Here is a 23,647-nt window from a genome sequence, read left to right as displayed (position 1 = left end):
AATCCCGCCTATAAAAATTATGCTTGGTAGCAAATTGGCCGCATAAATCGCAACATTGCATTTGCACCCACAGAAGTGCTGCGCACATCCGTTGAGCTTGGGAATGGCCCACCGTGATTCATTGAACCACATACTTCTACACCTGTTGGCATCTGGTTTTTAATCAAGCGGCCTACTTTGTATTGCAGTGCTTCAATAACACTATCAGCTTTATTTAAATCAGCCTCAGTACCATGAATACTGGCAGTAAGCTGCCCTTGGAGTTTATTTATCAATGTCATGAGCTGCTGTTCACTGTCGTAGCGCACAACCAATGCCGCAGGGCCAAACACTTCTTCATGCAAAGCTGGGGTTGTTAAATAATCATCGGCATTACACGCGAAGACATGCGCATTAGCATGAAACGCATGCTCAAGCTTACCTTTGCCCAACACGCTTACTTGAGCAAATTGGCTGCGCTCTTCAACTTGTTGTTTAAACGCTTTAACAATCCCGGGGGTTAGCAAGGTGTCTGATGGTGCATCATTGATACACGCAGAAATGTGTGCTTCTAGTTCATCACACCCTGTTGGCACTAACCAAAGCCCAGGGCTGGTACAAAATTGTCCGTTGCCCATCAGCATTGACTGGCAAAGTGACTGTGCGATTTCTTTGCTATGTTCAATCGCTTTATTGGGTAAAATAACTTGGGGATTAATACTACCAAGCTCGCCATAAAATGGGATCGGCTCTTCACGCTTGGCAATCGTTGCTTGTAGTTTACTTGCCACATTAAATGAGCCGGTAAAACCAACCGCTTTAATTGCCGGCGCAGCAACTAATTGATGCGACATGTCGTACGCTTTACTTTGCACCATAGCAAACACGCCTAGCGGCATCCCACATTCTTTAATAGCTGCAAGCGCTGCACGTGCCATTAATTCACCCGTGCCAGGGTGCGCTGTGTGATTTTTTACAATCACTGGGCAACCTGCAGCAAGCGCTGCGGCAGTATCGCCACCTAGTGTAGAAAAAGCATAAGGGAAGTTAGATGCGCCAAATACAGCCACCGGACCTAGTGGTAAATAGTTAAGCTCAGTGTGTGGCTTTGGCAAAGGCGCTCTTGTGGCATCAGCTTCATCCACTACTTTTAAACCTAAAGGTGAGTCTGGATTTTCACGTAATGCACTAGCAAACGCTTTAAGTTGATTTACGGTGCGCATGCGCTCACCCTGTAAGCGCGCAAGCGGTAGGTTAGTTTCTTGCTGTGTTTGTTCAAGTAGCTCATCGCCAAGCGCTAATATTTGCTCTGCAATGCACGTTAAAAAATCTGCACGTTGTGCAAAGCTGGTTTTACGGTACTCATAAAACGCCGATTGTGCGGCCTCTATTGCACCGTTTAATTCAACCGTGCTTAGATTAAAAAAGCGCGTTGGTAGTGGTTCATTGCGTGCAGGGGAAAATGCTTGAAATTCACCATTTGCTGAATGACCGAGCCATTGCCCTGCTACTAAACTTTGTCCTAATAATGTCATGCTTTGCTCCTCATTAAATTACTTGAAACCCAAATGCATATGGGTCATCGTCATCCACAGTGATCGCGCTTGTGCCCGTCACTCTAGACCAGCCTTGTATGCTTGGTAATATGGCTGGTATACCTGCTATTTCTGTTACGTGTTCAATACAACCAATAAACTGGCTGCCAATATAGCTCTCGTGAATAAAACTCTGCCCTTGAGCCAATTGCCCTTTGGTAAATAACTGTGCCATTCGGGCACTAGTACCTGTTCCACATGGCGAACGGTCAATGGCTTTGTCGCCATAAAAAACAGCATTGGCTGCATCTGAATTGGTATTTTTAGGTGTGCCTGTCCATAAAACATGACTAGCACCTTGAACGGTTGGATCAAGCGGGTGCGTACATTGAACTTTGGCGTTTATCGCATCTCGTACCTGCGGGCTATACTTTAAAATTTGCCCTGCGGTTAAGTGTTCAATGCCTTTATAATTACCCTGCGGTTCAACAATAATGTAGAAGTTACCTCCATAGGCAATGTCTACTTTAAGCTCGCCCAGCTCAGGTATATCAATAACTATCGATTCGTGCGCTAAATAGGCTGGAACATTATAAATTTTTACCCACTGCACTTTGCCATCAGTCATTTCGTAGTTAATCTGTACACGTCCGGCTGGCGTGTCTAGCAGCAAAGTACCCGGCACTTTTGCATGTAATAAGCCATGCTCCAAAGCAAAAGTAACAATGCCCATTGTGCCGTGCCCACACATAGGTAAGCACCCTGATGTTTCCACGAATAAAATAGCTGCATCGCCATCTTCTGTGGTGGGTGGATATAACAACCCGCCCGACATCATATCGTGACCACGAGGCTCAAACATGAGCGCTTGGCGTATCCAATCGTGATTTTGCAAAAAGTCTTGGCGCTTCTCACTCATGCTCAACCCGCTCAATTGCGGATGACCACTGGTTATGAGCCTAACTGGGTTACCACAGGTATGGCCGTCAATACAAAAAAAGGTCCCTTTGAGCATAACTTAGTCCCATTTAAATTTTGTTAAACCAAAACGGCTTGCCGTCGCTTCATTATAAAGCGAGGTGACAGCTATTGTGTCCTCTGCCGAAGCCCGTTCAATAATGCCGTGAACGCCTTCATTATTAAGTTCATCATTCACTGTTGATGCAAAATTAATGGCGTTATTTGCATTGAACAGAGTAGTTATCACTGGGGAGACTCCATGCCAATTTACTGTCATTTTTATTACCTGATTGATGTTTAGACTTGATATAATAGGTATATTGTATACAATAATCAACATCCCAATGTGACATTTTACTAATTCATAGGTTGCATGGATTTAACACAAAAAAAGAAAGTTCAGCTAAGGCACTGTAAGTTAATAACTAATAATCAAATTAAATGCTGTTACAGCTTCGGTTATTAACCATACACAAAACAACAAAGCCCGTTTATTACAGGCTAATAACGCAAATAGTATTAAGTGGAGTAACACATTTTGGCAGAGCAAAATAAACAACAAATAGCTGTGGTTGGTGCTGGAATTATTGGCATTTGTTGTGCACTTAACCTACAACGAGCTGGCTTTGACGTCACTTTATATGACGAAAATGGATTAGCTCAAGGCTGTTCAAAAGGTAATGCGGGGCATTTTGCTACCGAACAAATTTTTCCACTAGCACATCCGTCATTATTGAAAAAGTTACCGGGTATGCTATTCAATCCATTGGGTCCGTTAAGGATAGATTGGCGTTATATTATTCAAGCGTTGCCATGGTTTTGGTTATTCACTAAGAACATGAGACATAAACCATTCAGAGCCAATACGTTAGCGCTCAAAGCACTTAATAAAAGAGCGATTACTGCATACGAAAACTTACTGAACGAGTTTAACTTAGCAAGCTTACTCACTAAAAAAGGCAGCTTACTAACATTTGAAGCAACGCCACTTAGCCAAATTAATGCGATGTATAGTAGCTTTTTAGATCAAGGTATCGCTGTTGAATTACTCAACGCTGAAGAGGTAAAAATATTAGAGCCCAATTTATCTGACACAATAAAACATGCTTTATTATTTAAAGATGTAGCCCACAGCGTAGATCCACATCTTTTTTGTTTAAATTTAGCGGATAAATTTAGTACTTTAGGTGGCAAATTTTGTCAGCAAAAAATAACATCTATTAAGCAAACCCAGAGCACGTATGCCCTTAGTAATGATGAACAAACATTCACTGCAGATAAGGTTGTTATTGCGGCGGGAGCATGGAGTAAATCTCTCGTTGAGCCTTTTGGTTATAAAGTTCCACTTGATACTGAACGTGGCTATCATTGTATGTTGGCGAGCAACTATGGCTTATCAAGGCCCGTGGCATCTGCAGAGCGTAGCTTTATCATGACTCCGATGAGCCAAGGCTTACGCGTTGCCGGCACTGTTGAGTTCGCAGGGACAGAACGTAAGATGAATAATAAGCGTGCACTTGCATTGTTACCTAATGCTAAAGCGATGCTTAAGAACTCAGCTATATCATTACAGCCAAGCAGCGTTTGGATGGGTTGTCGACCATCGCTACCAGATTCATTGCCAGTCATAGGTGAAGCGCCCTACCACCCCAATTTATTTTTTGCCTTTGGCCATCAGCACCTAGGATTAACACAAGGCGCTATTACCTCAGAACTGATCACTGCTGTATGTTTAAGGCGCCGTGCAGAGATTGATCTTAAACCTTATTGTATTAGTCGATTTTCAACTCAAGCTGCTTGCAGTTCACAGTTACCACTAGCACAATAGCCCCACTAACGAGGAGAGCACTATGACAACCAAAGGTATTGGTATTCAAACCAAAGAACAAGCACTTGCCAGTTTAACTAATATGACTGACGATTTAACCCCAATTCAACCACAAGAGCACCTAGAACGAATTAAAAAAGCTCAACAATACATGCAAGCCAATGGTATTGATGCCATATATTTAAATGCAGGCACAAACCTTACCTATTTCACGGGAATGCGTTGGTATGCAAGTGAGCGTCTGGTGGGAGCCATTTTACCAGCAAAGGGAAATATTCAGTATATCGCTCCTTACTTTGAGATTGGTTCATTAAACGGCTTTAAAGTAATTGATGGGCCGATTCGTGGTTGGCAAGAGCATGAAAGTCCATATACATTATTTGTTAATATATTATCTGAAATGGGTATTGCTGCGAATGGCACAGTTGGCATTGACGAAAGCGCACAGTTCTTTATTTTTGATGGTATTAATAAAGCCCAAAATGGCTTAACGTTAGTGAATGCACAGCCTGTTACTGCACATTGTCGTATGCATAAATCTGCCAATGAACTTGCATTAATGCAACGTGCTATGGATATGACGCTGGCGGTACATAAAGCAACTGCCAGTATGCTACATGAAGGCATTAGTACCACTGAAGTAGAAGCGTTTATAAAGCAAGCCCACCAAAAAGTAGGCGCACCAGGCAATTACTTTTGCATTGTATTATTTGGTGTTGCAACTTCTTTCCCCCATGGTGTAAAAGACGCGCAAATATTAAAAAAAGGCGATATGGTATTAATTGACACTGGCTGTAAAGTGCATGATTACTTATCAGATATCACCCGCACCTACGTATATGGTGAAGCAAGCGATCATCAGCGCCAATTTTGGAATTATGAAAAAGCGGCACAAATCGCTGCATTTAATGAAGCAAAAATAGGCCAAACATGTGAAGCCGTAGATGCCGGCGCCCGTAATTATTTAGCAGCGCAAGGATTAGGCCCTGAATATCAAACTCCAGGCTGCCCACACCGTACCGGCCACGGCATTGGTTTAGACATTCACGAATGGCCTTATTTAGTAGGCGGCGATAAAACTCCTCTAGCCACTGGAATGTGTTTTAGTAACGAACCCATGCTAGTAGTACCTGATGAATTTGGCGTACGATTAGAAGATCATTTTTATATGACTGATCATGGTCCTAGGTGGTTTACCGAACCCGCACACAGTATTGAAAATCCATTCGGCTTAGTGGATTAAATCTAATTCGCTGAAACTAATTAATGGATCCCATCTAAAGTTGCACGGGCTGCCCGTACTGTGCAACTTTTACTCTAACTGTACTCGCCCCTTGAATTAGCCTCTTTTAGCCATCATATATCCCTTACATTTGTAAAAATAGGCTCACTTATGAAAAAGCTAAAGATTGATATTGTTTCAGACGTAATGTGCCCATGGTGTATTATTGGATATAAAAATCTGGAAACTGCACTTGCCCAACTAAGTGACGAATTCTCAGCTGATATCAGCTGGAAACCATTTGAATTAAACCCCGATATGCCTGTTGAAGGCCAAGATTTAAACGAACATTTGCAACAAAAATATGGCCTGAGCGAAGAGCAAGGTGACGAGAACCGTCAACGTATTTTAGAAATGGGCGAAAAAGCAGGTTTTACCTTTAATTTTGACGGTAAACGCATCATGATCAACAGTTTTGATCTACACCGTTTATTAACTTGGGCTCAAACTGAAGGTAAACAAACCGAGCTTAAACTCGCTTTATTTAAAGCACACTTTACCGATTTAATATTTCTAAACGACCAAGACAATCTACTTAATGTCGTACAAGGCGTGGGGCTTGATAGGGCTCGTGCAAAAGAAATATTAGATTCAGGCGAATATTTCCAAGAGGTACGCAACGAGCAAAATGCCTTACATCAAATGGGCATAACCTCAGTGCCAACCTTTATTATTAATGATCAATATGCCCTAACGGGTGGTCAACCAAGCGACGCATTTGTACAAGCATTTAAGCAAATTGCAGAGCAAGAAGCGCAACAACAGCAGCAATAAAATTAAAAGCCACGTCCGCAATCCCAAGCGTGGCTGCTTTTTAAAACCGTTATATTACTCACACTAAAAAACCACCTGAGCTAGGTGGTTTTTAGATTGAAATCAAATCTGTACGTTTGTCATGCTAACTTTACTCTCGCTAGCTTTACTATCGCTAACTTTACTCCTACGTTCTATAAAGTACCTTTACAACATGCCAGCCAAATTTAGTTTTAACTAAATGTGGCTCGAGTATTTCACCATTAAATGCGATTTTATCAAACTGAGGTACCATTTGGCCGCGTTTAAACTCTCCTAAATCTCCCCCTTTTTTACCTGATGGGCAAGTAGAATGCTTTTTAGCGAGCACTTGAAATTTAGCGCCTTTTTTTAACTGTTTGATGATGTCTTCAGCAAGCTCTTTGTGCTTAACTAAAATATGTAACGCATGTGCGGTGCTGGCCATAATGGATCTCGACTAAATTAAACTAAGTCAATTTTATCATTTATTTATAAATAATGCTGTTCATATCTACTTTCAGGAATACGGCAGTAATCATACTTACCAAATAGGCGATAACGGTTTATCGCAATCCGGTCATACATCCAATCGCGTAGGCGTTTGGGTATTAAACGTATGATTTTAATTGCTCGCCAAGGCCAACCAAGTTGGCTAATAACCTCAAGCACAGCATCACTTTGTGAAAAATATTTATCTTGTTCAATGTAAAGCATGCTCTTCACATTATCTGTGGGGTAATTAAAGTAATTAAGTATTGCTTGGCCTTTATCTGATTGCACAGAGCACAATTTAAAGTGCACATTTTTATCATGTTTAATAATAAAGTTACTCCATGCATTACATAACTTACATTGCCCATCAAACACGATGAGATGTTTATTTTTAATTAGTTGCGAAACATTAACCCCTGACATAACCACTCACTTTTTAAACTCAACGTACTCTATTGGCACCAATGCCCTTGTTTTTGGGCAATCAATAATAAGTGTGCTGCACTCCACGAAAAGTTAGGCGCCCCTTGTTGCTCACCTGTAAGCGGATTATAATTTTCACGAATTGGCGCAGATGACAATAAGCCATCTGCATTAGTTAGTAGCTTCTCACTTAACTGCTGCGCTTTTTCACAATACCCATAATAACTCATACCAACTAGGCCGAAATAAGCTTGATCTAACCATACTCGTCCCCGCCAATATATATCATCACCAAATGCGGGGTTAGTAAGCGCAGCGCTGCCCAATGGGACTTTTGTGTTGAATTGGCGCTCATCTAGCATAGCGTCAACAACTTGCTTTGCTTGATCTACACTAGCCACTTTATTAAATAAAGGTGACCACCCTTCAGGTCCTTTGCCACGCTTAACTAACGGTTTACCCGCACAGCCATTATCAAGGACCTCATCAGCTATATTTATATCGTAGTAGTAACCACTTTCTTCATCAAACATGCACGTGTTGATATAATCTCTGAGCTTAGTAGCTTGCTTTAAAAAGTAACTTGCTTGGCGAGGGTAGTTAAGCTGCTTAGCAATTTTACTCAAATAGCGGTTATCTGCTGCCATGTAAGAAGCTTGATCGACTGACTCTTGTAACAATGAATACCCAACCAGAGTGCCAGTATTATCACGATTTTCAGCAAAGCCAACCTGCCAATCGCTTGCCTTACCACCGCGTTGAATATATTGTTCAAGCTGATCTGTATTAATAAACCCAAATACAGCCGCATCATCTCTGCCAGACTCCCAAGATGCCGCCGTTTGTGCAGGTACTTGGAGTTTACTGGCTTGCTGATTTTTCAATATTGCCTGATATTTCTCTAAACCACTTTTAGTTTGCCAGCCTGTTGCTGTTTTGATTTTAAAAAGTAAATCACCTTGGGCCGTATTATGTGCTTTATCAACGGTCGCTCCATATTCAGGCACCCCGTTTTTATTGTGATCACGATTAGTTAACCACCAATGACGATAAGCCACTAATTTAGGGTAAATCATTTCTAACCACTGACTGTCGTTGGTATGCTCAAACACCTGCCATACAGCCCAAGCAGCAAGGCTAGGCTTTGTATTACGCTCATTCCAATTCGTACCGTCTCCGCCTCTTTCAGGACTCTTATTATAAGCAACTAAGTCAGGAATAAACCCTGCGTCCCAGGGCCTTAGCGGGTCATCTGCTGTGATTTGGTGTTCAAACACTGCGTTTAAATTTTGTTTTGCAAGTCCTGAGTTAAATGTTGCTAGCGCATACGCGTGTTTATAACTATCCCACGGCCAAGTTTGATTACCTGAAAACCACCGACCTGTAACAGCAGGGCTGACCGTGTCAAACCCAACCGCACCAGCTTTACTCCGCCAGTTTCCAATAAGTGTTTCGACGCTTTTAACCGCTAATTTTTTGTATTTTGGAGCTTTATCCGTGATTGTTTGCGTTGCATGAGCAATATAGTTTTGCCATCGCTTTTTACTCTGATTTAAGTAGTGCTCAGGGTCTTTTAAAATAGCTCTAATCACAGCTTGCTCACGGTTCACTTCCGCCTCATTTAACATATAAGAATATGTAGTATAAAAGGTTCTATTAGTTGTGATATAAGCTTGGCTAGCATAACCAGTTGTATGCAAACGTGACTCTACAGGCAAAGTTTTATGTAACTGGAGCTGTGAACTACCCGATGTTAGGAGGCTACCAAACGCGCGTACTTTTCCAAAGCGTAGCGTTAAACTTGTGTCTGTTGCTTGCCATTGAGGGTTTAATTGAGGGTAAACAACCAAAGGTGAACGTGCATCCTTTGCTTTAGCATCAATGGCACGTAAATGGGGAACCAGCTTGCCTTCAAAATAGAGCGTTAAAGGCTGAGTTGTTGTGATCTTGGTCTTCACAAGTGAGCTACGGTTAGACACAAAACGAAGCGTTAGCGTAATACTCACACCTTCGCCACTGAGCTCTTGCACTAATGCCCCAGGTAAACTATATGCATTCATCGTTAATTTTACCTTGTTAGCACGATGAATATTATCGCCTTTATAAACACTAAGTTTTTCGAAGTAGGGAGATAAAAAATTTAAGTATTCTTCTGTAATAATGGCAGGCCCTGTAAAGCTACCTATATTTTCTGAGGTAGGCAACATATGCCCATGCCAAGCACCTAAATCAAACAACGGGCTAAAGCGTTGATGGCCGCCTTGCTCAAAATCTTGCATATAATAGGGACTTCCAGTTCTATCAACTAAGTTTTTAAAACTAAGATCGTCGTTTGTTATCGCTTGTACACTCGTCATATATACAATGATGAATAAAATAAATATACACTTAAGTATCACTAGCAACTCCCTTTTTGTTTCTTGCCAAAAGATAAAAACAAAGACCGGTAGTCAGTGCAATCATGACAAAGAGAAGCCACATCAGCCCAGGCTGTTGTAATGTTTTAACTAAATAACCATAACTCCATCCTGATAAAAAGCCAGCAAATAAAAAGCCTAATGCCATAGAAACAAAATAATAACCCATAAACATTGCCGCGTTCCCTTTTGGAGCAATACTTGCCACGTATTCTTGGCTTTTAGGTGAGGTCAGCATTTCACCAAAGGCAATGAGCAGGATCACCGTGACCATCACTAAACCACCTAATGTGGTTTCTAAGAAACCGACACTAATTAATAACAGTAGTAAAAATGCGCTTGCAGTAATTACTAAGCCACTAATTAATACTGATATAACCTTAAATTTTTGACATCGAACACTTACAATTATTTGCAACAGAACAATCGCTGCGAAGTCTAAATTTATAAGGTACTCTGGATTTATTTGCCGATAAGCAAGCCATTGCTGCGCTAGAAACTGGCTTTGCTCGATTGAAAAGTTTGTCATACTCGCTTGCTTTATAAATAAATCGATCTGTTCAAGCGGCACGTTCACTTTTAGATGGACCAATTCTAAACGGATTTGTTCCAAATCAACGGTTGATAAAGGTACTGTATAAGACAACGTTGCTAGGCTATGCAATTTATTACTCAATGCATGACTGTCTACATAAGCAAAAAAATCCACGAATGACTGACCAAAATAACTCAAAAAAACAACGAGATCTTGCGTGTCCGTGTAATCACGAATAAATAGCGGCAAAGTGTAAAACAGTTGATTGTAAACCGTCCAGAACCCAGTAAGCACTGCTAGATACAGTGCAAAACTACGGTTGCTGACTTGCACTGGCTGCAAGTACCACGGTTTTTTTGCGTAAGAGCATATGCTTTTATCCCATAACCAGTTAATCCCAAGCCAACATCCGATTAATGAAAATGCCTCAGGATAACTTAACCAGCTCACGCCACCAGCCATTAAAATAATGATGCTCGCAAACAATAACAGCGCAAATCGACTATTACCCAGTACATGTTGAGCTTGCTTTAGGACATGCCCAAGCCCAGTGTCATGCTGTGACTCCTTTTGTGTATCACGATAAAAAACAAGCGGTATAAAGTTAATTAAAATCCACCCTGCTGACATAATAAATACAGCATCCCAACTAATAGCCCGAAGATAACCCGCAACAAGAGGACCAATAAAACCACCCAAATTCACCATGGTATAAAAAATACCAAAGCCTAATCCTCTGTTAGCGTCATTCGTATTTTGGCTGATTGTTCCAACCACTACAGGTTTAAAACATGATGCGCCAAAGGCCACCAACATTAAAATCATAAAAAATGAATTAAAATCGGTAACTTGACCTAAAAAGTAATAGCTTGGTGCCATTAGTATAAAGGAACAAATGAACATTCTTTTATAACCGTATCTATCAGCCAAAGCCCCGGTGAACACAGGTAACAAGTATAAAAAAAAAGGAATGATCCCTTGCACCGCGCCACGCTGCGCATCACTAAACCCGACTCCCCCCTGCTCTACTGGCGTAGTCATGTAAACCGATGACACAGCAAAAAAGCCGTACCAAGCTAAACGTTCAAATATTTCCATGACGTTGGCTATATAAAACGCTAAGCCAAAACCAAGCCTGCCCGGCTTATTATAAGTATCTGTATGTGACTGACATGATGATTTTAATGGTTGATTATTATTCATAGTTTACTTTTTAAATTAAACGCTTTATCTTATATTGCATACAATATACAAACAAAACAACCATAATGATAAAAAACATCTTTCTTGTTCTACTCGTAATTTTCTTAGTGGCATGTCAACCTCAACCAAAAGAGGCTGCAACTGACAGTAATGATCCGTTAATTGCAGAAACCTTAAAAGCTGACATCACAGTGCAAGGTTATACCAGCACGCTCAACCATATGGATATTGAGTTTTTAGGAAAAACCATTCCTTACACATATAGCGATGGCAAAATAGGTAATAGCCGTGGCTATAATTGGTGGATAAGCAAACACTTTGCGCTAAAAAGTGATCTTCCATCAGAAAAAGTAAAATTGTACTTAGAATTACTAGAAATGGCTTACCCACACTATGTGGCGCTATTTGGCATGGAGCCACCGAATATTGAGCGCCAACGAATCGCTGTTGTATATGGCAGTAGCCGCGCAAGAGTAAAAGAAGCCATGCTTGATGATGGTTTTTTACGTGGGGTGCATAAAACCGCCGGTGGCGAAACCATGTTTTATAACCGAGCAGGTTACAATTTTCCTAGCCACCGAGAGCATCATCAGCGGTATATCGTGATCCACGAAACTATGCATGCATTTCATATGGCATTAAACGGCCATTCAACCTGGGCACCCAATTGGATCACCGAAGGCTTGGCTGATTCTGTTGCTCATCATGTTTACGACCCAACGCGAAAACAATTAACCGTGATGGTATTTGATCGCGCGCCAATGAATTATATCGAAACAGGATTAAAACAATATTACAGCGCAAACAAACCCACTATTGAACAAATTAACGATGATCCTGCACTTAAACGCGGTCTTAATTTTTTTATTGTTCACTACCTTTTAAGTTCACCTGAACGCGCGCAGTTTTTTGCTTATTTTGTACAGCAACTTAGACTAGCCAACCCTCATAGTGAAGCCACCCTCTCAACCGCAAATTCGTTACTTAAACAAACCTTTAAAGATTGGCAAGCAATAGAAAAAGGCTTTGCCGAATTTGTACAAAATATTCAACCAAGCTTTCATATAGTATCTGGCCCATGGGAACAAGATGGTGCGGCGTATTGGCTACGTAATACTGACTCAAATAGCTTATCTCGCTTAGATATTAATCCAACAAAAACACCAACGCATCCAGTGATGGACTTCCCTGCACCAACACCGAGTGAACTAATAAATACCTTAAATGAAAACCAAGTCGGGGTATTAATAAACTTTATACCTTCACAGATACACCGAAGTGAAGTAGGTATTGCTTTACAAGCAAAGCGCAGCAATCACAACCAACAATACCGAGCACGCTTTATTGGTAAAGAAAAAATAAACGATGATCAATTACTTAAGTTTCTAATAGTCGATGGCGAACACCTGCACATTAGTGCACAAAACATCGATGATTTTACCTCATTACAGGTTGGTTTAACCCCTGAGATTAGAGCGGCCTTAATTGAAAACAGCTCTCTCGGTATCAAGCTATCTTTAGAAGCCACGCAACTAAAAATAACTTTAACTGCGCAAAAAAATAGCCTAATCGAGCAACAAGTAACGCTGTCAACAGCTAACAGGTTAATGGCAGCATTGAGCCCACGAAAAATAAGCTTACTAAGCAAAAATAATAACCACTTAATCACCCCTTATTTATATAACTCTAAATTACCTGACAATAAGTCATCAACAAACGCAGGCATAACTAACCCATGGTTATTTAAAAACTATAATTTACTAAGCCGCCTATTCAAAACATGCCAGCAACATGTATTGCAGCTTGCAGGTTGTGAGTCTGAACTGAGCAACCTGATGCAAAAAATACCGAAACAGAGTCAACATAAAATGATCACTACTGAGCTTAACTTGATTTTTAACGATTACATAAAGCGTTTAGGCAATGCAGGTTTCCAAGCTCTCTCTGGTATTGATGCAAATATTTATCTCAACAACGAAGCACCGTTTTTAAGAATCGATAACCCCACTAGCTTCGCGCTAAAGATTGCAGCTGATGTGCAATTTTATGATAAAAAAGAAAATGTCATCGCTACTCAGCAAATTAATAAAGTCATTCAACCTGGCATTCATAACCTTGATTTAAAACACGTACCAGACGCAAAAAAACTTGTGATTGCACAAAAACTGCAATGGCAGTCTTTAAACTATAAATCGACCTTAAGTGAATCTACAACACCTTTTAATGGGGTAGACATGCAATATGAATATAGTAAAAGCAACAAAGAAATCGCAGTGCTTGATATAACGCTTACAGGTCCGTATTCAGGAAAAACACAAGGTAAACTCACACTTTCGGCAACTTCTGATTCACAACCTTTAGCGATTAAAACACTGCAACAAACAGTAAAGATAGCGCCATATGAGAGCAAAACCTATCACTTTGAATTACCTATAAACACAGAGCTGACACGCTTAGCCATGACTGCACAATTAGATGTGGATGGTGAAGCAATAAGAATAGTCAAATACGTCGATTTAACACAGTAATAATAAACGCTTCAAGTTGTTTACAAGCAACTTGAAGCGTACATAAACTTCGATGATGTACCAAATTAAATGTATAACTTTGTAACTTTCGTACAAAATACCACCAACCTTGTAACAATCTGAATGATAAATAGCTTACTGTGTTGTACCTACCTTTTTTAAGCTATTTAAAAACATAGAAAAAATAGGATTTTAAGTGTAAATTTAGGTATATTGATTTTGACCATTATTACGGATATGATAATGGCTATCATTTACAATTACCATTTCGGATCCTCAGTATGAATTCATTATTTAAATCAGCAACAACGTTAGGTGTAAGCCTTCTTTTAGTGTCAACTTTTGTGGCACAACCTGTATTTGCTAATGGCCCAATTGGCGAGCACGTAAACCATCTCCAAGCGAATATTAAAGATTATTCTGAAGAAGTTGAATGGATGATCGGTAAAGTCGACACTATGGTTAGCGATTACGAAAGCAAAGGCGCAAAAGCCGTTAACAGTGATGATTTAATTGAATACTGGGAATCAGTTAAGTTCCACAGCGCAATTGAAACAAACTACGTACCTGTTTATGCATCTATCTGGCAAGGTATTTATGGTGTAAAAATGGCCATTGATAACAATAAACCAGCTAGCGAAGCCCGTAAACAGCAAGCTGCGATGGATTCTGCATTGTGGCAAGGCCTTGGTGCTGTTAAACTTGCGGCACAATTTCAGCAAAAAGGGTTGTTAGACAACATTACTACAACCGCGACTGAAGGCATGACACAAAGTGCCACCATTGATGAAATTAAACATAAACTTGATCGCGTTGTAGCTAAATATGCTGAACGTTTAAGCGATGAAGCTACGAGCATTGTTCACGATACATACCTACACTTGTTTGAAGGTGTTGAAGGAACATTAATCGCCAAAGACGCGAAACTCGTTGAAGTGCTAGAAAAAGATTTTAACGTGACATTGCCAAAAGCAATTTCAGATAACAAAAGTGTAAACCAAGTACGCGACGTTATCATTGACATGCAAACAAAATTAGACCGCGCTAAAGTATTGCTTGAAGAAGCGGAAAAAGCACGTAAGGATGTATTTTAAGTGAAGCGTAGGACCTTTATACAAGGCCTAGCTGCGTTAGGGGCGATTGGTTCTTTACCATTGCCTCTTTCTCACGCACTAGCTGCCAGCATAGCAAACCCTGTATCCGTTGATGATTTACCAAAGCTAAAAGGTCAATTGACCTTGTATTTAGGCCGTGGTGAGGGCGGTTTATATGAAAATGTGCTACAGGCAATTGAAAATAAGAATCCTGACTTCAAATTAAACATTCGCCGCGGCCCTACAGCCGCTTTAGCTAATACTATTGTAGCTGAAGCTAAAGCTGGGGTTCGTAGAGCTGATTTATTTTGGGCTGTTGATTCGGGTGCGATTGGCTTGGTGTCCGATGCAGGTTTAGCGCAACCACTACCGAGTGATTTGTCAGCGCAATTGCAACCACAATTTCGTTATAAAGATTGGGCACCTGTAACGGGGCGCATCCGTACGCTGCCTTATAACACAGCACGTTTAACTAAAGAGCAAATTCCAACCAGTATTATGGAAATTGCAGATAGCGACCTAAGTATTGGCTGGGCACCAGCCTATGCATCGTTTCAGTCTTTTGTTACCGCAATGCGTATACTCGAAGGCGATGATAAAACAGCTAAATGGCTGAAAAAAGTCAAAAAACGCTCAAAAACCTACGCCGGTGAATTAGGTGTAGTAATGGCTGTTGAACGCGGTGAAGTAGACATTGGTTTCGCTAATCATTACTACACATTACGCTTAAAATCAGGCAAGCCTGATGCGAAGCTTGATCTTGCTTTTACAGAGCAAGATGCCGGTTGCTTAGTCAATGCTTCAGGCATTTTGGCTTTAAACGAAGACCCACTGGCAACTAACTTTATGCGTTACCTTTTAAGTAGTGAAGTACAAGGTTACTTAGCCCGTGAAGCGTATGAAATCCCGCTCGTTAATGGCGTTGACCAACCAAAAGGGCTTCCTTCTTTAGCCAGTGTTTCTCCTCCTAAAATTGACCTTACTCAGTTAGCTGATTTACGGCCAACCATAGATTTGATGCGTAATAGCGGCGTATTGTAATGCGACTACCGGCTTCTTACCCAATGGCGCTGCTTGCAGCGCTCATTACACTGGCTCCTATTTTTATTTTAATTACGCTGGCAACTGACGCCAGCTCTTTTTTTGATAGCCATAACTTAAAAATTTTAGGTAACACCCTTTCTTTGATGGTGTTGACCGTGATTGGCTCTATTTTAATTGGCGTGCCATTAGCGTTTATTAGCGCCTACGTACATCTACCTTTTAAAAAGTTTTGGCTGGTCTTTTTTGCCGCCCCTTTAGCTATTCCAAGCTATATCGGCGCATTCACACTGTACGCTGCTTTTGGCTCTGGCGGCGAAATACATAACCTTTTGGGGATTGAACTTCCCGCAATGGATGGCTTAAGTGGCGCAGCCATTGTTATGACACTTTATACTTTCCCATTTGTCATGATGACCACTCGCTCTTCTTTGCTTAGCCTTGATGCCAGTATGGTCAATGCTGCACGTACGTTGGGTATGTCGATGACGCAAAGTGTGTTTAAAGTTATTTTACCCCGTGTTATCAATGGTATTGCAGCTGGCTCTTTACTTGTCGCGCTTTATACCTTGTCTGACTTTGGTACTCCCGCCATGATGCGCCTTGATACATTTACACGGGTTATTTACGTTGAATATAATGCCTTTGCACTGAGCCGCGCAGCCATGTTGTCACTGCAACTATTGGTAATCGTTGGGTTTTTACTGTTAATAGAATCACAAATTAAAACAGCCAGCGAGCGCCATGGAAGAGCATTAACCTTATTCCCTAATAAATGGCAACTTGGCGCTATGTTTGCCACTTTTGCCCCCGTGTTACTGTTGGCAATTGGCTTACCTTTAGCAATATTTTCTCTGTGGCTCGCCCGTGATGGGTATAGTTCATTTGATTTTAGTATTGCGTGGAACTCAGCGTATGCATCAGCCATCGCTGCTGTAGTGGCTGTGATTGTTGCCATTCCCGTTGCTCATGCGGCGCTTAGTGGTAAAGCGGGCCGCGTGATGGAGCGTGTGACTTATTTTGGCTTTGGTATTCCCGGAATAGTAATGGGTACCGCGTTGGTGTATGGCGGCCTGCAACTACCGTTTTTATATCAAACACTGGGGCTTTTAATTATTGCCTATATGCTGCGTTTTCTGCCATTGGCAGTAGGCTCTGTGCGTACTAGCACTGAACACCTCGACCCAAGTTTGGTTAAATCTGCCCGAGTACTTGGTGCAAGTCCACGCGAAGCGTTTACACGTATCACGTTACCGCTGACTATGCGTGGTATTATTGCCGGTGCTGCATTGGTATTTTTAGAATCAATGCGCGAATTAGAGGCCACCCTGCTGCTTGGACCAACAGGGTTTGAAACCCTATCAACTTATTTGTGGCGTGTTTACGAAGCTGGCTATTTTGGTCGAGCTGCGATACCCGGTCTATTATTAGTGGTGATTTCTGCATGCGGGTTAGCTATTATGATGTCTGGCGAAAAACGTAACCAACTCGAACACTGAGGATTTAAATTTAAATGCTATCTGTAAGCCAGTTGTCTATAGATTATGGCACTAACCGCGTAGTGAGCGAGCTCGACTTATCGCTCGAAAACAGTGAAATTCTCATGCTCGTTGGTCCTACGGGCTGTGGTAAAAGTACTATATTGCAAGCACTTGCAGGACTTATACCTATCAGTGAGGGAGAAATCAAACTCGCTAAATGGAAAGCGACACCTAAACTAACAGTTCCGCCAGAAAAGCGAAGTGTCGGTATGGTGTTTCAAGATTTTGCCCTATTCCCACATCTAACCGTGGTGCAAAATATCTGTTTTAGATTGAAAGACACCGCCATTGCCGATCACTGGATAAAATTACTCGGCCTTGACGACTTTCGTGATAAAAAGCCTGCAACGCTCTCTGGAGGGCAAAAACAACGGGTCGCTCTTGCTCGTACACTCGCCCACCAACCTGATTTTGTATTACTTGATGAACCACTTTCTAACCTAGATGCGGCATTAAAAGACATGCTGCGCTGGGATATCCGTAATGCACTCAAAGAAGCTGGCGTTCCTGCTATTTGGGTCACCCATGACCAAGAAGAAGCGCTATCTATTGGTGACCGTGTCGGTATTTTACAAGCAGGTAAAATCCAACAACTCGATACCCCAGAGCACTGTTTTAGTATGCCAAGCAACCGTTTTGTTGCACGCTTTTTAGGTGAGGCAAGCTTTATTCGTGGTCAATTTAATCAAGGTATAGCCCGCACAGATATCGGAAATGTTCCCGCACACGGCATTGATTGTGAGCTTGGTGATGTCGACGTACTGCTACGCCCAGACGACGTTGTTTTAGTCCAAGGTGAAACTGGTAATAATGGGGTTGTAGTATGGGTACGCTTTGAAGGCGGCAGTCGTTTATGCGCTGTACAGCTTGGTTGTAAAACATTGGTTACCAGCCGAGTAAGTCATGAAGTGGTCGTAAATCCTGGCGATAAAGTACATGTGTCATTAAGTACATCTCACCCACTGGCGGTTTATAGACGCTAAAATACATTAAACACAAAGCCCATTTTCATGGGCTTTGTGTAGGAATTTCACCTCTTAAAATAAAGTGTTATTAACGGCAACCTTGGCTATTAAAATCAACCACCAAACTTGCGCCATTGCTATTTCCAGCCACTTTTAGATAACCCCAATATTCATTCTGAGCTGAGATATAAATACATTCAGCATTGCCACTATTATTAGACTGCGCTACTTCATTACTGCCATTAGGCCAGCCACTTGCAGCGTAGCTTAAGCTGATATCGCCTGAACCATTTGCTGTTGTAATTGAAATACCATTTTGGCTTTGCACATCGGCAATACTAAACCACATTGGGTCGCTGTTACCTAAGCAAATCACTTCACCATCATTTAAACGCCCATTACTACGGCTTCCTTGAGTCGAACATACATCGGGGACATTTGATGTTGCTTGCGTAAACGATGCCGTAAGCGCTACATTATCAAACGCATTATATCCGCGTAGCATTATTTGATATGTTCCTTGCTCGGCTGGTTCAATAACACATTGCTCATTGTTACCACCAACATATGGACGACAATCATAAATCGCTTCGCTTGGTGTGGCCTCATAACTAACATATAAATCGGCATCACCTGTACCACCAGCGATACTGAATGTAAGTTCGCTTGCGCCTTGCGGAACAACAAAAGTGAAATACTGAAGCTCGTCCTGTAAACCATTTACAGTAACTGATTGACCATTTTGCAGTACCCTATCACCACCGCTGTTATCTTGTTCGATACTTGCAGTCGTCGTCACAGATGTACTGGCACCTTCGTCATCAACAACAGTTAAGCTTACATTGTATTCGCCTGCACTCGTGTATGTATGAAATGGATTTGCTGTATTTGATGCACTGCCATCACCAAAATCCCATTGGTAGCTTACAATTGAGCCATCGCTATCTATACTACCATTGCTCGTAAAACTCATTTCACTATTTTGTACACCTGAGTATGGGCCATTTATTTGCGCTATAGGCAAACTGTTTGTTGGCGTGCCTGCCACTAAATCATCGCACCATTGCACAAATTCATTTTCATAACTATTTGCCCACTGTACCGTTTTAGCTTTATAAGCACTCCAGTCGCCCACTCGGGTATGTGCTAGCATGGCATTTACTTCATCATTATGACGCTCAAACATAAAGCGTACGGCTAAATAGCCCCAGCGGTAAATACGGTCTTGATCAAAGCCGTCGTAAGTGGTGGCAAACACTTGCGCTAAGGTATAACGCGAGCCATCACTAATAGTATTTTTAGCAGCATCATTGTTATCTAGATTTGCAACATACTCTGCAACACCTTCAGACCACCAAACAATATCCTCAGTAGGGGAATTGAAATTACCATATAAATCAAACCGTCCATCAAGATAATGAACATACTCGTGCTCTAAGTTCCATACATAATGCTCTGCATTGGCATAACTTGCTTCATAGGCAATAAAGTTTGCTTGATTACCTACTACTGATGGGTCACCTTCTAAATACATTCCGCCATTATCGGTATTGATCCCAAAGATTGCGCCTGCATATTTACCGTAATCATCGCTGCTATCAAAAATATTAACTTGCAAGAAGTTGTTATTATCATCTGCAACGGGGGTGTTATTCGTTGCTAACTTAGTATGAAATAATCCTTCTTCAGCGCCCATTGCATCACACGCTGCCGCATGCTGTATAGCAGTCATGTTTTGCGAACGAATTTTAATAGTGCTACTACAGCTATAGCTTTGCGATAAAGCTTGTGTAATAAGATCATCCACAAAACCACAAATACCATAATCATTACAATCAGTGTAATAACTTACAGAGTCTGCCGCCGCAAGCCAAACAGCATCTCCATAGCCAAAGCTGCTATAAGTACTAAAAATTGCTTTTAAGCCATTATCAACCGTTGTTTGAATTGAGGTATTTGAATATTGCTTGAGCCTAGCTAATTCACTGGCTGCGTTAACGATAAGAAACTGTGCATCCGAGCCAATCATCCATTGTTTTTGCGTAAACGCATTAAGTTTTGTAACTAAATCTGTGTCTGTGCCCACAGCTGTGACAAACGCATCATTCCATTGCCCACGATACAGTAAGGTAAAGATACCATTCACTGCACCACGAATATTCCATTTGGTTGCATAGCTTTCATTAAAACGTGTTAGCCATTGTTTTACAACGTTCAAATAGCGATGCTGCTGCTCTGAACTGTCCATTGTAATTATCACTTCATTTAACGTTTTACCGTGCCCATCGTTGTCATCATAAAAATGGCTATTAGCAACAAATGCATCTATCGCACCGACTACAGCGGTTGTTACCCAAGTAGCAAGGCTCACATTGTCATTATAAAATTCAGCATAAAACCCTGTACGTAAATATAAAAATAACGCTTCAAGCTCAACGTCTCCACCTCCTACATAAGTCTGCGAAAGTGACTTTGCATGATTTGCAACAGCGAACATTTTATCTGATGTAAACACTTGGCTTTGTATTGACGCTGAGGCACTAAATAACTCATTAATACAACTTGTACCTTGGCTTTTTATTTCAGTGATAATGCTCGATGTATTTGCACTAGCCAATGCATTTAAATCACAGCTTAAAGCAGCAGCCTGATGACTCATAATGCGTGCGCTAAAAAGCGATGGCTGACTTTCTACCTGAGCAATCGGCGCCTTTTCATTGTGGTGCTCCTCAACACCATGATGGTGTACTCGTTCAATGACAGCAGGCTGGGGCTTAAAAGTTCGTTCACTCAACGTATTTGCCAGCGTTACAGAACTCATACCTAATATAGGAAGAGCCAAAATCAATGTGTTAATTTTCATAATATACCTTTAATTATTTTTTATCTTTCAACCCAAAAGGGGTGCCTGAAACTTATTTGTAACATTTAATTATCATTGTATACAATATATTTTATATATTATTAACGCATATCAATATGCTAGTTTTACAAAAAGGCAGTACTTTTGGATTGATTAATTTAATTGCAATGACAGCAGGTTCAGTGCATGAAATGCTATACTCTGCGTAGGTGTGATTTACAAACTAGGAATAAGGTGGGCAAGCTAACGTTAAAAACACTCACCAAGTTTTTGTTGGTATTTTTATAATTATCGTCTGTGTTTAGAATATTTGGCATGTTAACTAATTTTATTGTGGTTCTTCAGGTTTACTAGAACAGTAAAACTATCTTGTTAGAAAATATTGTAGTTTAGCATCTCAATTAGCCGTATCACGATATCAGCTTTTAATATCAGTTATAAACGTATTTTAAATACAATTATAACTTTGGTTTAAAGATATATATGATAATTGTCTCACCACATAATTTACAAAAAAGCGAGCTGTGATTGCTCGCTTTTTCATATTTATTAGCAATTACTGCGCTAACGATTTTTTATGCTTTGAGTTCACTATAACAAGCCCTATCAGGCCGACTACAGCAACAACGATACCAATTGGCTTACCAAAATCACTTGATAAGTTAAAGCCTATGGCCGCAGTCATTATGTATGAAAGAGTCACTGCGGTGGCAATTACTGCAGGTACACTGGCAATCCAGTGGAACGCACCACGGTCAAATAAATACTTAGTTGCAAGCCATAATACACTGGTCGATAACAACATATTTGAAAACGCGAAATAGCGCCAAATTAATGAGAAATCAAGCTTTGTCATAAAGTATGCTATCGTCAAAATTGGCACTGCTAACAATAAGCGGTTGCGTAAACTTTGTGGAATATTAAAGGCATCAACCACAGTTAAGCGTAGTGAGCGAAACGCCGTATCACCTGAAGTGATTGGGAATACCGCAACAGCGATAATAGCCATAATCCCGCCCAGCACACCTAAGTAACTATTGGCAATGTGATTAACCACCAGCCCCGGGCCACCTAAATCAAGCATTGATTTTAAGCCTTCATAGCCTTCATAGCCTTCAGGGAATGCTGCAATACCTGCAAGTGCCCAAACACAACCGACAATACCTTCACACATCATTGCGCCGTAATAAACTGGACGTACGTATTTTTCGTTGGTTAAACAGCGCGCGATAATAGGTGCTTGCGTTGAATGGAAGCCACTAATCGCACCACATGTAATAGTAATAAACAACAATGGCCAAGTTGGCAAGCCATCAGGGTTTGGTGATAAGAAATCATGCGCATGATCCGCTTCAAAGTATGCTAAAAAATCACCTGCCACTGGTAGATGTGGTGCATTCATTAATAATGAGACGGCAACCGCCACCGTCATCACAATCATCAATAAACCAAAGATTGGATAAAAGCGCGTTATTATTTTATCAATTGGTAATAAAGTGGCTAAAAAGTAATACGCTAAAATAGCCAACACCCAAAAAGTATTATTTGCTAAAAAGGTATCTTTAAATAAATCCAAATTACTCAACAGGCCAGCAGGGCTCATGATGAACACCACACCCACAAAAAACAGCAGCATGGCGGTGAAAATTAACATAAAGCCTTTAAATACCACATTGTAATACTTACCAGCTATCTCAGGTAAACTTTTGCCATCTTCTTTGATGCTCATTACACCCGAGAAAAAATCATGTACGGCACCACCAAGTACATTACCCAATACAATCCAGACCAAGGCAACTGGCCCGTATAATGCACCAAGTATGGGACCAAAAATGGGGCCCACACCGGCGATATTTAAAAACTGAATTAAAAATGCACGAACTGGATGAATCGGTACATAATCAACACCTTCGCTAAAACGCGTTTGTGGTGTGGCTACAGTCGAGTCCATACCTGCTTGTTTTTCTACAAAAGGACTATAGAACTTATAGCCCAGTATTAAAATAGTTAGACAGATAAAAAAGATTATCATTAGCACGTTTCTCTTTTTGTATGAGTGTATTAGAGCGTGTTGTCGGCCGCTCCGCTTTTCAATCCGTGAACAATCGCCGCACGTTATCAGTGCTTGGCTTGATAAACAATAAGACTATAAGATAATATTGCAAAATATATTGGTACAAAGTACTC

Annotated in this window: 17 protein-coding genes; 8 read left to right on the top strand and 9 right to left on the bottom strand. The window is 40.9% G+C overall.

All coding sequences use genetic code 11. The annotated features are described in order from the left end of the window. Window positions 1-17: 17 nt before the first annotated feature. The 3 genes from B5G52_RS13745 to B5G52_RS13735 are packed head-to-tail and all read right to left on the bottom strand — an operon-like array spanning window position 18 to window position 2,751. Complete coding sequence (locus B5G52_RS13745; RefSeq protein WP_087533215.1) at window positions 18-1,514, bottom strand: aldehyde dehydrogenase (NADP(+)); 1,497 nt, start codon at window positions 1,512-1,514, stop codon at window positions 18-20. A gap of 13 nt (window positions 1,515-1,527) precedes the next feature. Continuing rightward, window positions 1,528-2,529: a 4-hydroxyproline epimerase gene (locus B5G52_RS13740; RefSeq protein WP_087533214.1), complete on the bottom strand. Its 1,002-nt coding sequence runs from the start codon at window positions 2,527-2,529 to the stop codon at window positions 1,528-1,530. A 3-nt stretch (window positions 2,530-2,532) separates the two neighbouring features. Further along, a complete protein-coding gene (locus B5G52_RS13735) occupies window positions 2,533-2,751 on the bottom strand; it encodes a hypothetical protein (RefSeq protein WP_087533213.1) in 219 nt (72 codons plus the stop codon). A 261-nt stretch (window positions 2,752-3,012) separates the two neighbouring features. On the opposite strand from B5G52_RS13735, the gene B5G52_RS13730 reads away from it, so the two are divergent. The 3 genes from B5G52_RS13730 (at window position 3,013) to B5G52_RS13720 (ending at window position 6,358) form a co-directional block, all read left to right on the top strand. After that, window positions 3,013-4,302, top strand: coding sequence for an FAD-binding oxidoreductase (locus tag B5G52_RS13730; RefSeq protein ID WP_087533212.1), 1,290 nt, complete (start codon window positions 3,013-3,015; stop codon window positions 4,300-4,302). Between the two features lie 22 nt (window positions 4,303-4,324). Continuing rightward, entirely contained in the window at window positions 4,325-5,545 is a 1,221-nt protein-coding gene (locus B5G52_RS13725) for a Xaa-Pro peptidase family protein (RefSeq protein WP_087533211.1), read from the top strand. Window positions 5,546-5,695: 150 nt separating this feature from the next. Further along, the gene (locus B5G52_RS13720; RefSeq protein WP_087533210.1) at window positions 5,696-6,358 is read left to right on the top strand and encodes a DsbA family oxidoreductase; all 663 of its coding nucleotides are present in this window, start codon (window positions 5,696-5,698) and stop codon (window positions 6,356-6,358) included. Window positions 6,359-6,524: 166 nt separating this feature from the next. Here B5G52_RS13720 and ppiC read toward each other — a convergent pair whose 3' ends face one another. Genes ppiC through B5G52_RS13700 form a run of 4 tightly spaced genes read right to left on the bottom strand, consistent with a single transcriptional unit; the run spans window position 6,525 to window position 11,428 of the window. After that, window positions 6,525-6,803, bottom strand: coding sequence for a peptidylprolyl isomerase PpiC (ppiC, locus tag B5G52_RS13715; protein WP_087533209.1), 279 nt, complete (start codon window positions 6,801-6,803; stop codon window positions 6,525-6,527). 44 nt (window positions 6,804-6,847) lie between these two features. After that, the gene (locus B5G52_RS13710; protein ID WP_087533208.1) at window positions 6,848-7,273 is read right to left on the bottom strand and encodes a thiol-disulfide oxidoreductase DCC family protein; all 426 of its coding nucleotides are present in this window, start codon (window positions 7,271-7,273) and stop codon (window positions 6,848-6,850) included. 29 nt (window positions 7,274-7,302) lie between these two features. Next, window positions 7,303-9,672 carry an alpha-glucosidase gene (gene ygjK, locus B5G52_RS13705; RefSeq protein WP_254911211.1) on the bottom strand — a complete coding sequence of 790 codons (2,370 nt, stop codon included), beginning with the start codon at window positions 9,670-9,672 and terminating at the stop codon, window positions 7,303-7,305. Then, a complete protein-coding gene (locus B5G52_RS13700) occupies window positions 9,662-11,428 on the bottom strand; it encodes an MFS transporter (RefSeq protein ID WP_087533207.1) in 1,767 nt (588 codons plus the stop codon). The genes ygjK and B5G52_RS13700 overlap by 11 nt, the downstream gene beginning before the upstream one ends. Before the next feature lie 65 nt (window positions 11,429-11,493). Between B5G52_RS13700 and B5G52_RS13695 the strand changes: the two genes are divergently transcribed. The 5 genes from B5G52_RS13695 (at window position 11,494) to B5G52_RS13675 (ending at window position 18,615) form a co-directional block, all read left to right on the top strand. Then, the gene (locus B5G52_RS13695; RefSeq protein ID WP_087533206.1) at window positions 11,494-13,956 is read left to right on the top strand and encodes a hypothetical protein; all 2,463 of its coding nucleotides are present in this window, start codon (window positions 11,494-11,496) and stop codon (window positions 13,954-13,956) included. A 281-nt stretch (window positions 13,957-14,237) separates the two neighbouring features. Next, window positions 14,238-15,050, top strand: coding sequence for a hypothetical protein (locus tag B5G52_RS13690; RefSeq protein ID WP_087533205.1), 813 nt, complete (start codon window positions 14,238-14,240; stop codon window positions 15,048-15,050). Then, entirely contained in the window at window positions 15,051-16,091 is a 1,041-nt protein-coding gene (locus B5G52_RS13685; protein WP_087533204.1) for an extracellular solute-binding protein, read from the top strand. After that, complete coding sequence (locus tag B5G52_RS13680; protein ID WP_087533203.1) at window positions 16,091-17,590, top strand: iron ABC transporter permease; 1,500 nt, start codon at window positions 16,091-16,093, stop codon at window positions 17,588-17,590. The genes B5G52_RS13685 and B5G52_RS13680 overlap by 1 nt, the downstream gene beginning before the upstream one ends. Window positions 17,591-17,604: 14 nt before the next feature. After that, entirely contained in the window at window positions 17,605-18,615 is a 1,011-nt protein-coding gene (locus B5G52_RS13675; RefSeq protein WP_087533202.1) for an ABC transporter ATP-binding protein, read from the top strand. 70 nt (window positions 18,616-18,685) lie between these two features. Here B5G52_RS13675 and B5G52_RS13670 read toward each other — a convergent pair whose 3' ends face one another. Together B5G52_RS13670 and B5G52_RS13665 are read right to left on the bottom strand one after the other, a co-directional pair. Continuing rightward, window positions 18,686-21,460, bottom strand: coding sequence for a collagenase (locus tag B5G52_RS13670; RefSeq protein ID WP_087533201.1), 2,775 nt, complete (start codon window positions 21,458-21,460; stop codon window positions 18,686-18,688). Between the two features lie 556 nt (window positions 21,461-22,016). After that, complete coding sequence (locus tag B5G52_RS13665; RefSeq protein ID WP_087533200.1) at window positions 22,017-23,492, bottom strand: carbon starvation protein A; 1,476 nt, start codon at window positions 23,490-23,492, stop codon at window positions 22,017-22,019. Window positions 23,493-23,647: the final 155 nt, after the last annotated feature.

The sequence above is a fragment of the Pseudoalteromonas sp. A601 genome, assembly GCF_002165575.1.
Taxonomy (GTDB): Bacteria; Pseudomonadota; Gammaproteobacteria; order Enterobacterales; family Alteromonadaceae; genus Pseudoalteromonas.
The sequence above is the reverse complement of the archived record's forward strand: the minus strand, read 5'-3'. Positions and strand labels throughout refer to the sequence as shown.

What these genes read in the sequence shown, in the direction of transcription:
- B5G52_RS13745 (WP_087533215.1), bottom strand. Translation starts at nt 1,514, where the DNA reads ATGACATTATTAGGACAAAGTTTAGTAGCAGGGCAATGGCTCGGTCAT.
- B5G52_RS13740 (WP_087533214.1), bottom strand. Translation starts at nt 2,529, where the DNA reads ATGCTCAAAGGGACCTTTTTTTGTATTGACGGCCATACCTGTGGTAAC.
- B5G52_RS13735 (WP_087533213.1), bottom strand. Translation starts at nt 2,751, where the DNA reads ATGACAGTAAATTGGCATGGAGTCTCCCCAGTGATAACTACTCTGTTC.
- B5G52_RS13725 (WP_087533211.1), top strand. Translation starts at nt 4,325, where the DNA reads ATGACAACCAAAGGTATTGGTATTCAAACCAAAGAACAAGCACTTGCC.
- B5G52_RS13720 (WP_087533210.1), top strand. Translation starts at nt 5,696, where the DNA reads ATGAAAAAGCTAAAGATTGATATTGTTTCAGACGTAATGTGCCCATGG.
- ppiC (WP_087533209.1), bottom strand. Translation starts at nt 6,803, where the DNA reads ATGGCCAGCACCGCACATGCGTTACATATTTTAGTTAAGCACAAAGAG.
- B5G52_RS13710 (WP_087533208.1), bottom strand. Translation starts at nt 7,273, where the DNA reads ATGTCAGGGGTTAATGTTTCGCAACTAATTAAAAATAAACATCTCATC.
- B5G52_RS13700 (WP_087533207.1), bottom strand. Translation starts at nt 11,428, where the DNA reads ATGAATAATAATCAACCATTAAAATCATCATGTCAGTCACATACAGAT.
- B5G52_RS13695 (WP_087533206.1), top strand. Translation starts at nt 11,494, where the DNA reads ATGATAAAAAACATCTTTCTTGTTCTACTCGTAATTTTCTTAGTGGCA.
- B5G52_RS13690 (WP_087533205.1), top strand. Translation starts at nt 14,238, where the DNA reads ATGAATTCATTATTTAAATCAGCAACAACGTTAGGTGTAAGCCTTCTT.
- B5G52_RS13680 (WP_087533203.1), top strand. Translation starts at nt 16,091, where the DNA reads ATGCGACTACCGGCTTCTTACCCAATGGCGCTGCTTGCAGCGCTCATT.
- B5G52_RS13675 (WP_087533202.1), top strand. Translation starts at nt 17,605, where the DNA reads ATGCTATCTGTAAGCCAGTTGTCTATAGATTATGGCACTAACCGCGTA.
- B5G52_RS13670 (WP_087533201.1), bottom strand. Translation starts at nt 21,460, where the DNA reads ATGAAAATTAACACATTGATTTTGGCTCTTCCTATATTAGGTATGAGT.
- B5G52_RS13665 (WP_087533200.1), bottom strand. Translation starts at nt 23,492, where the DNA reads ATGATAATCTTTTTTATCTGTCTAACTATTTTAATACTGGGCTATAAG.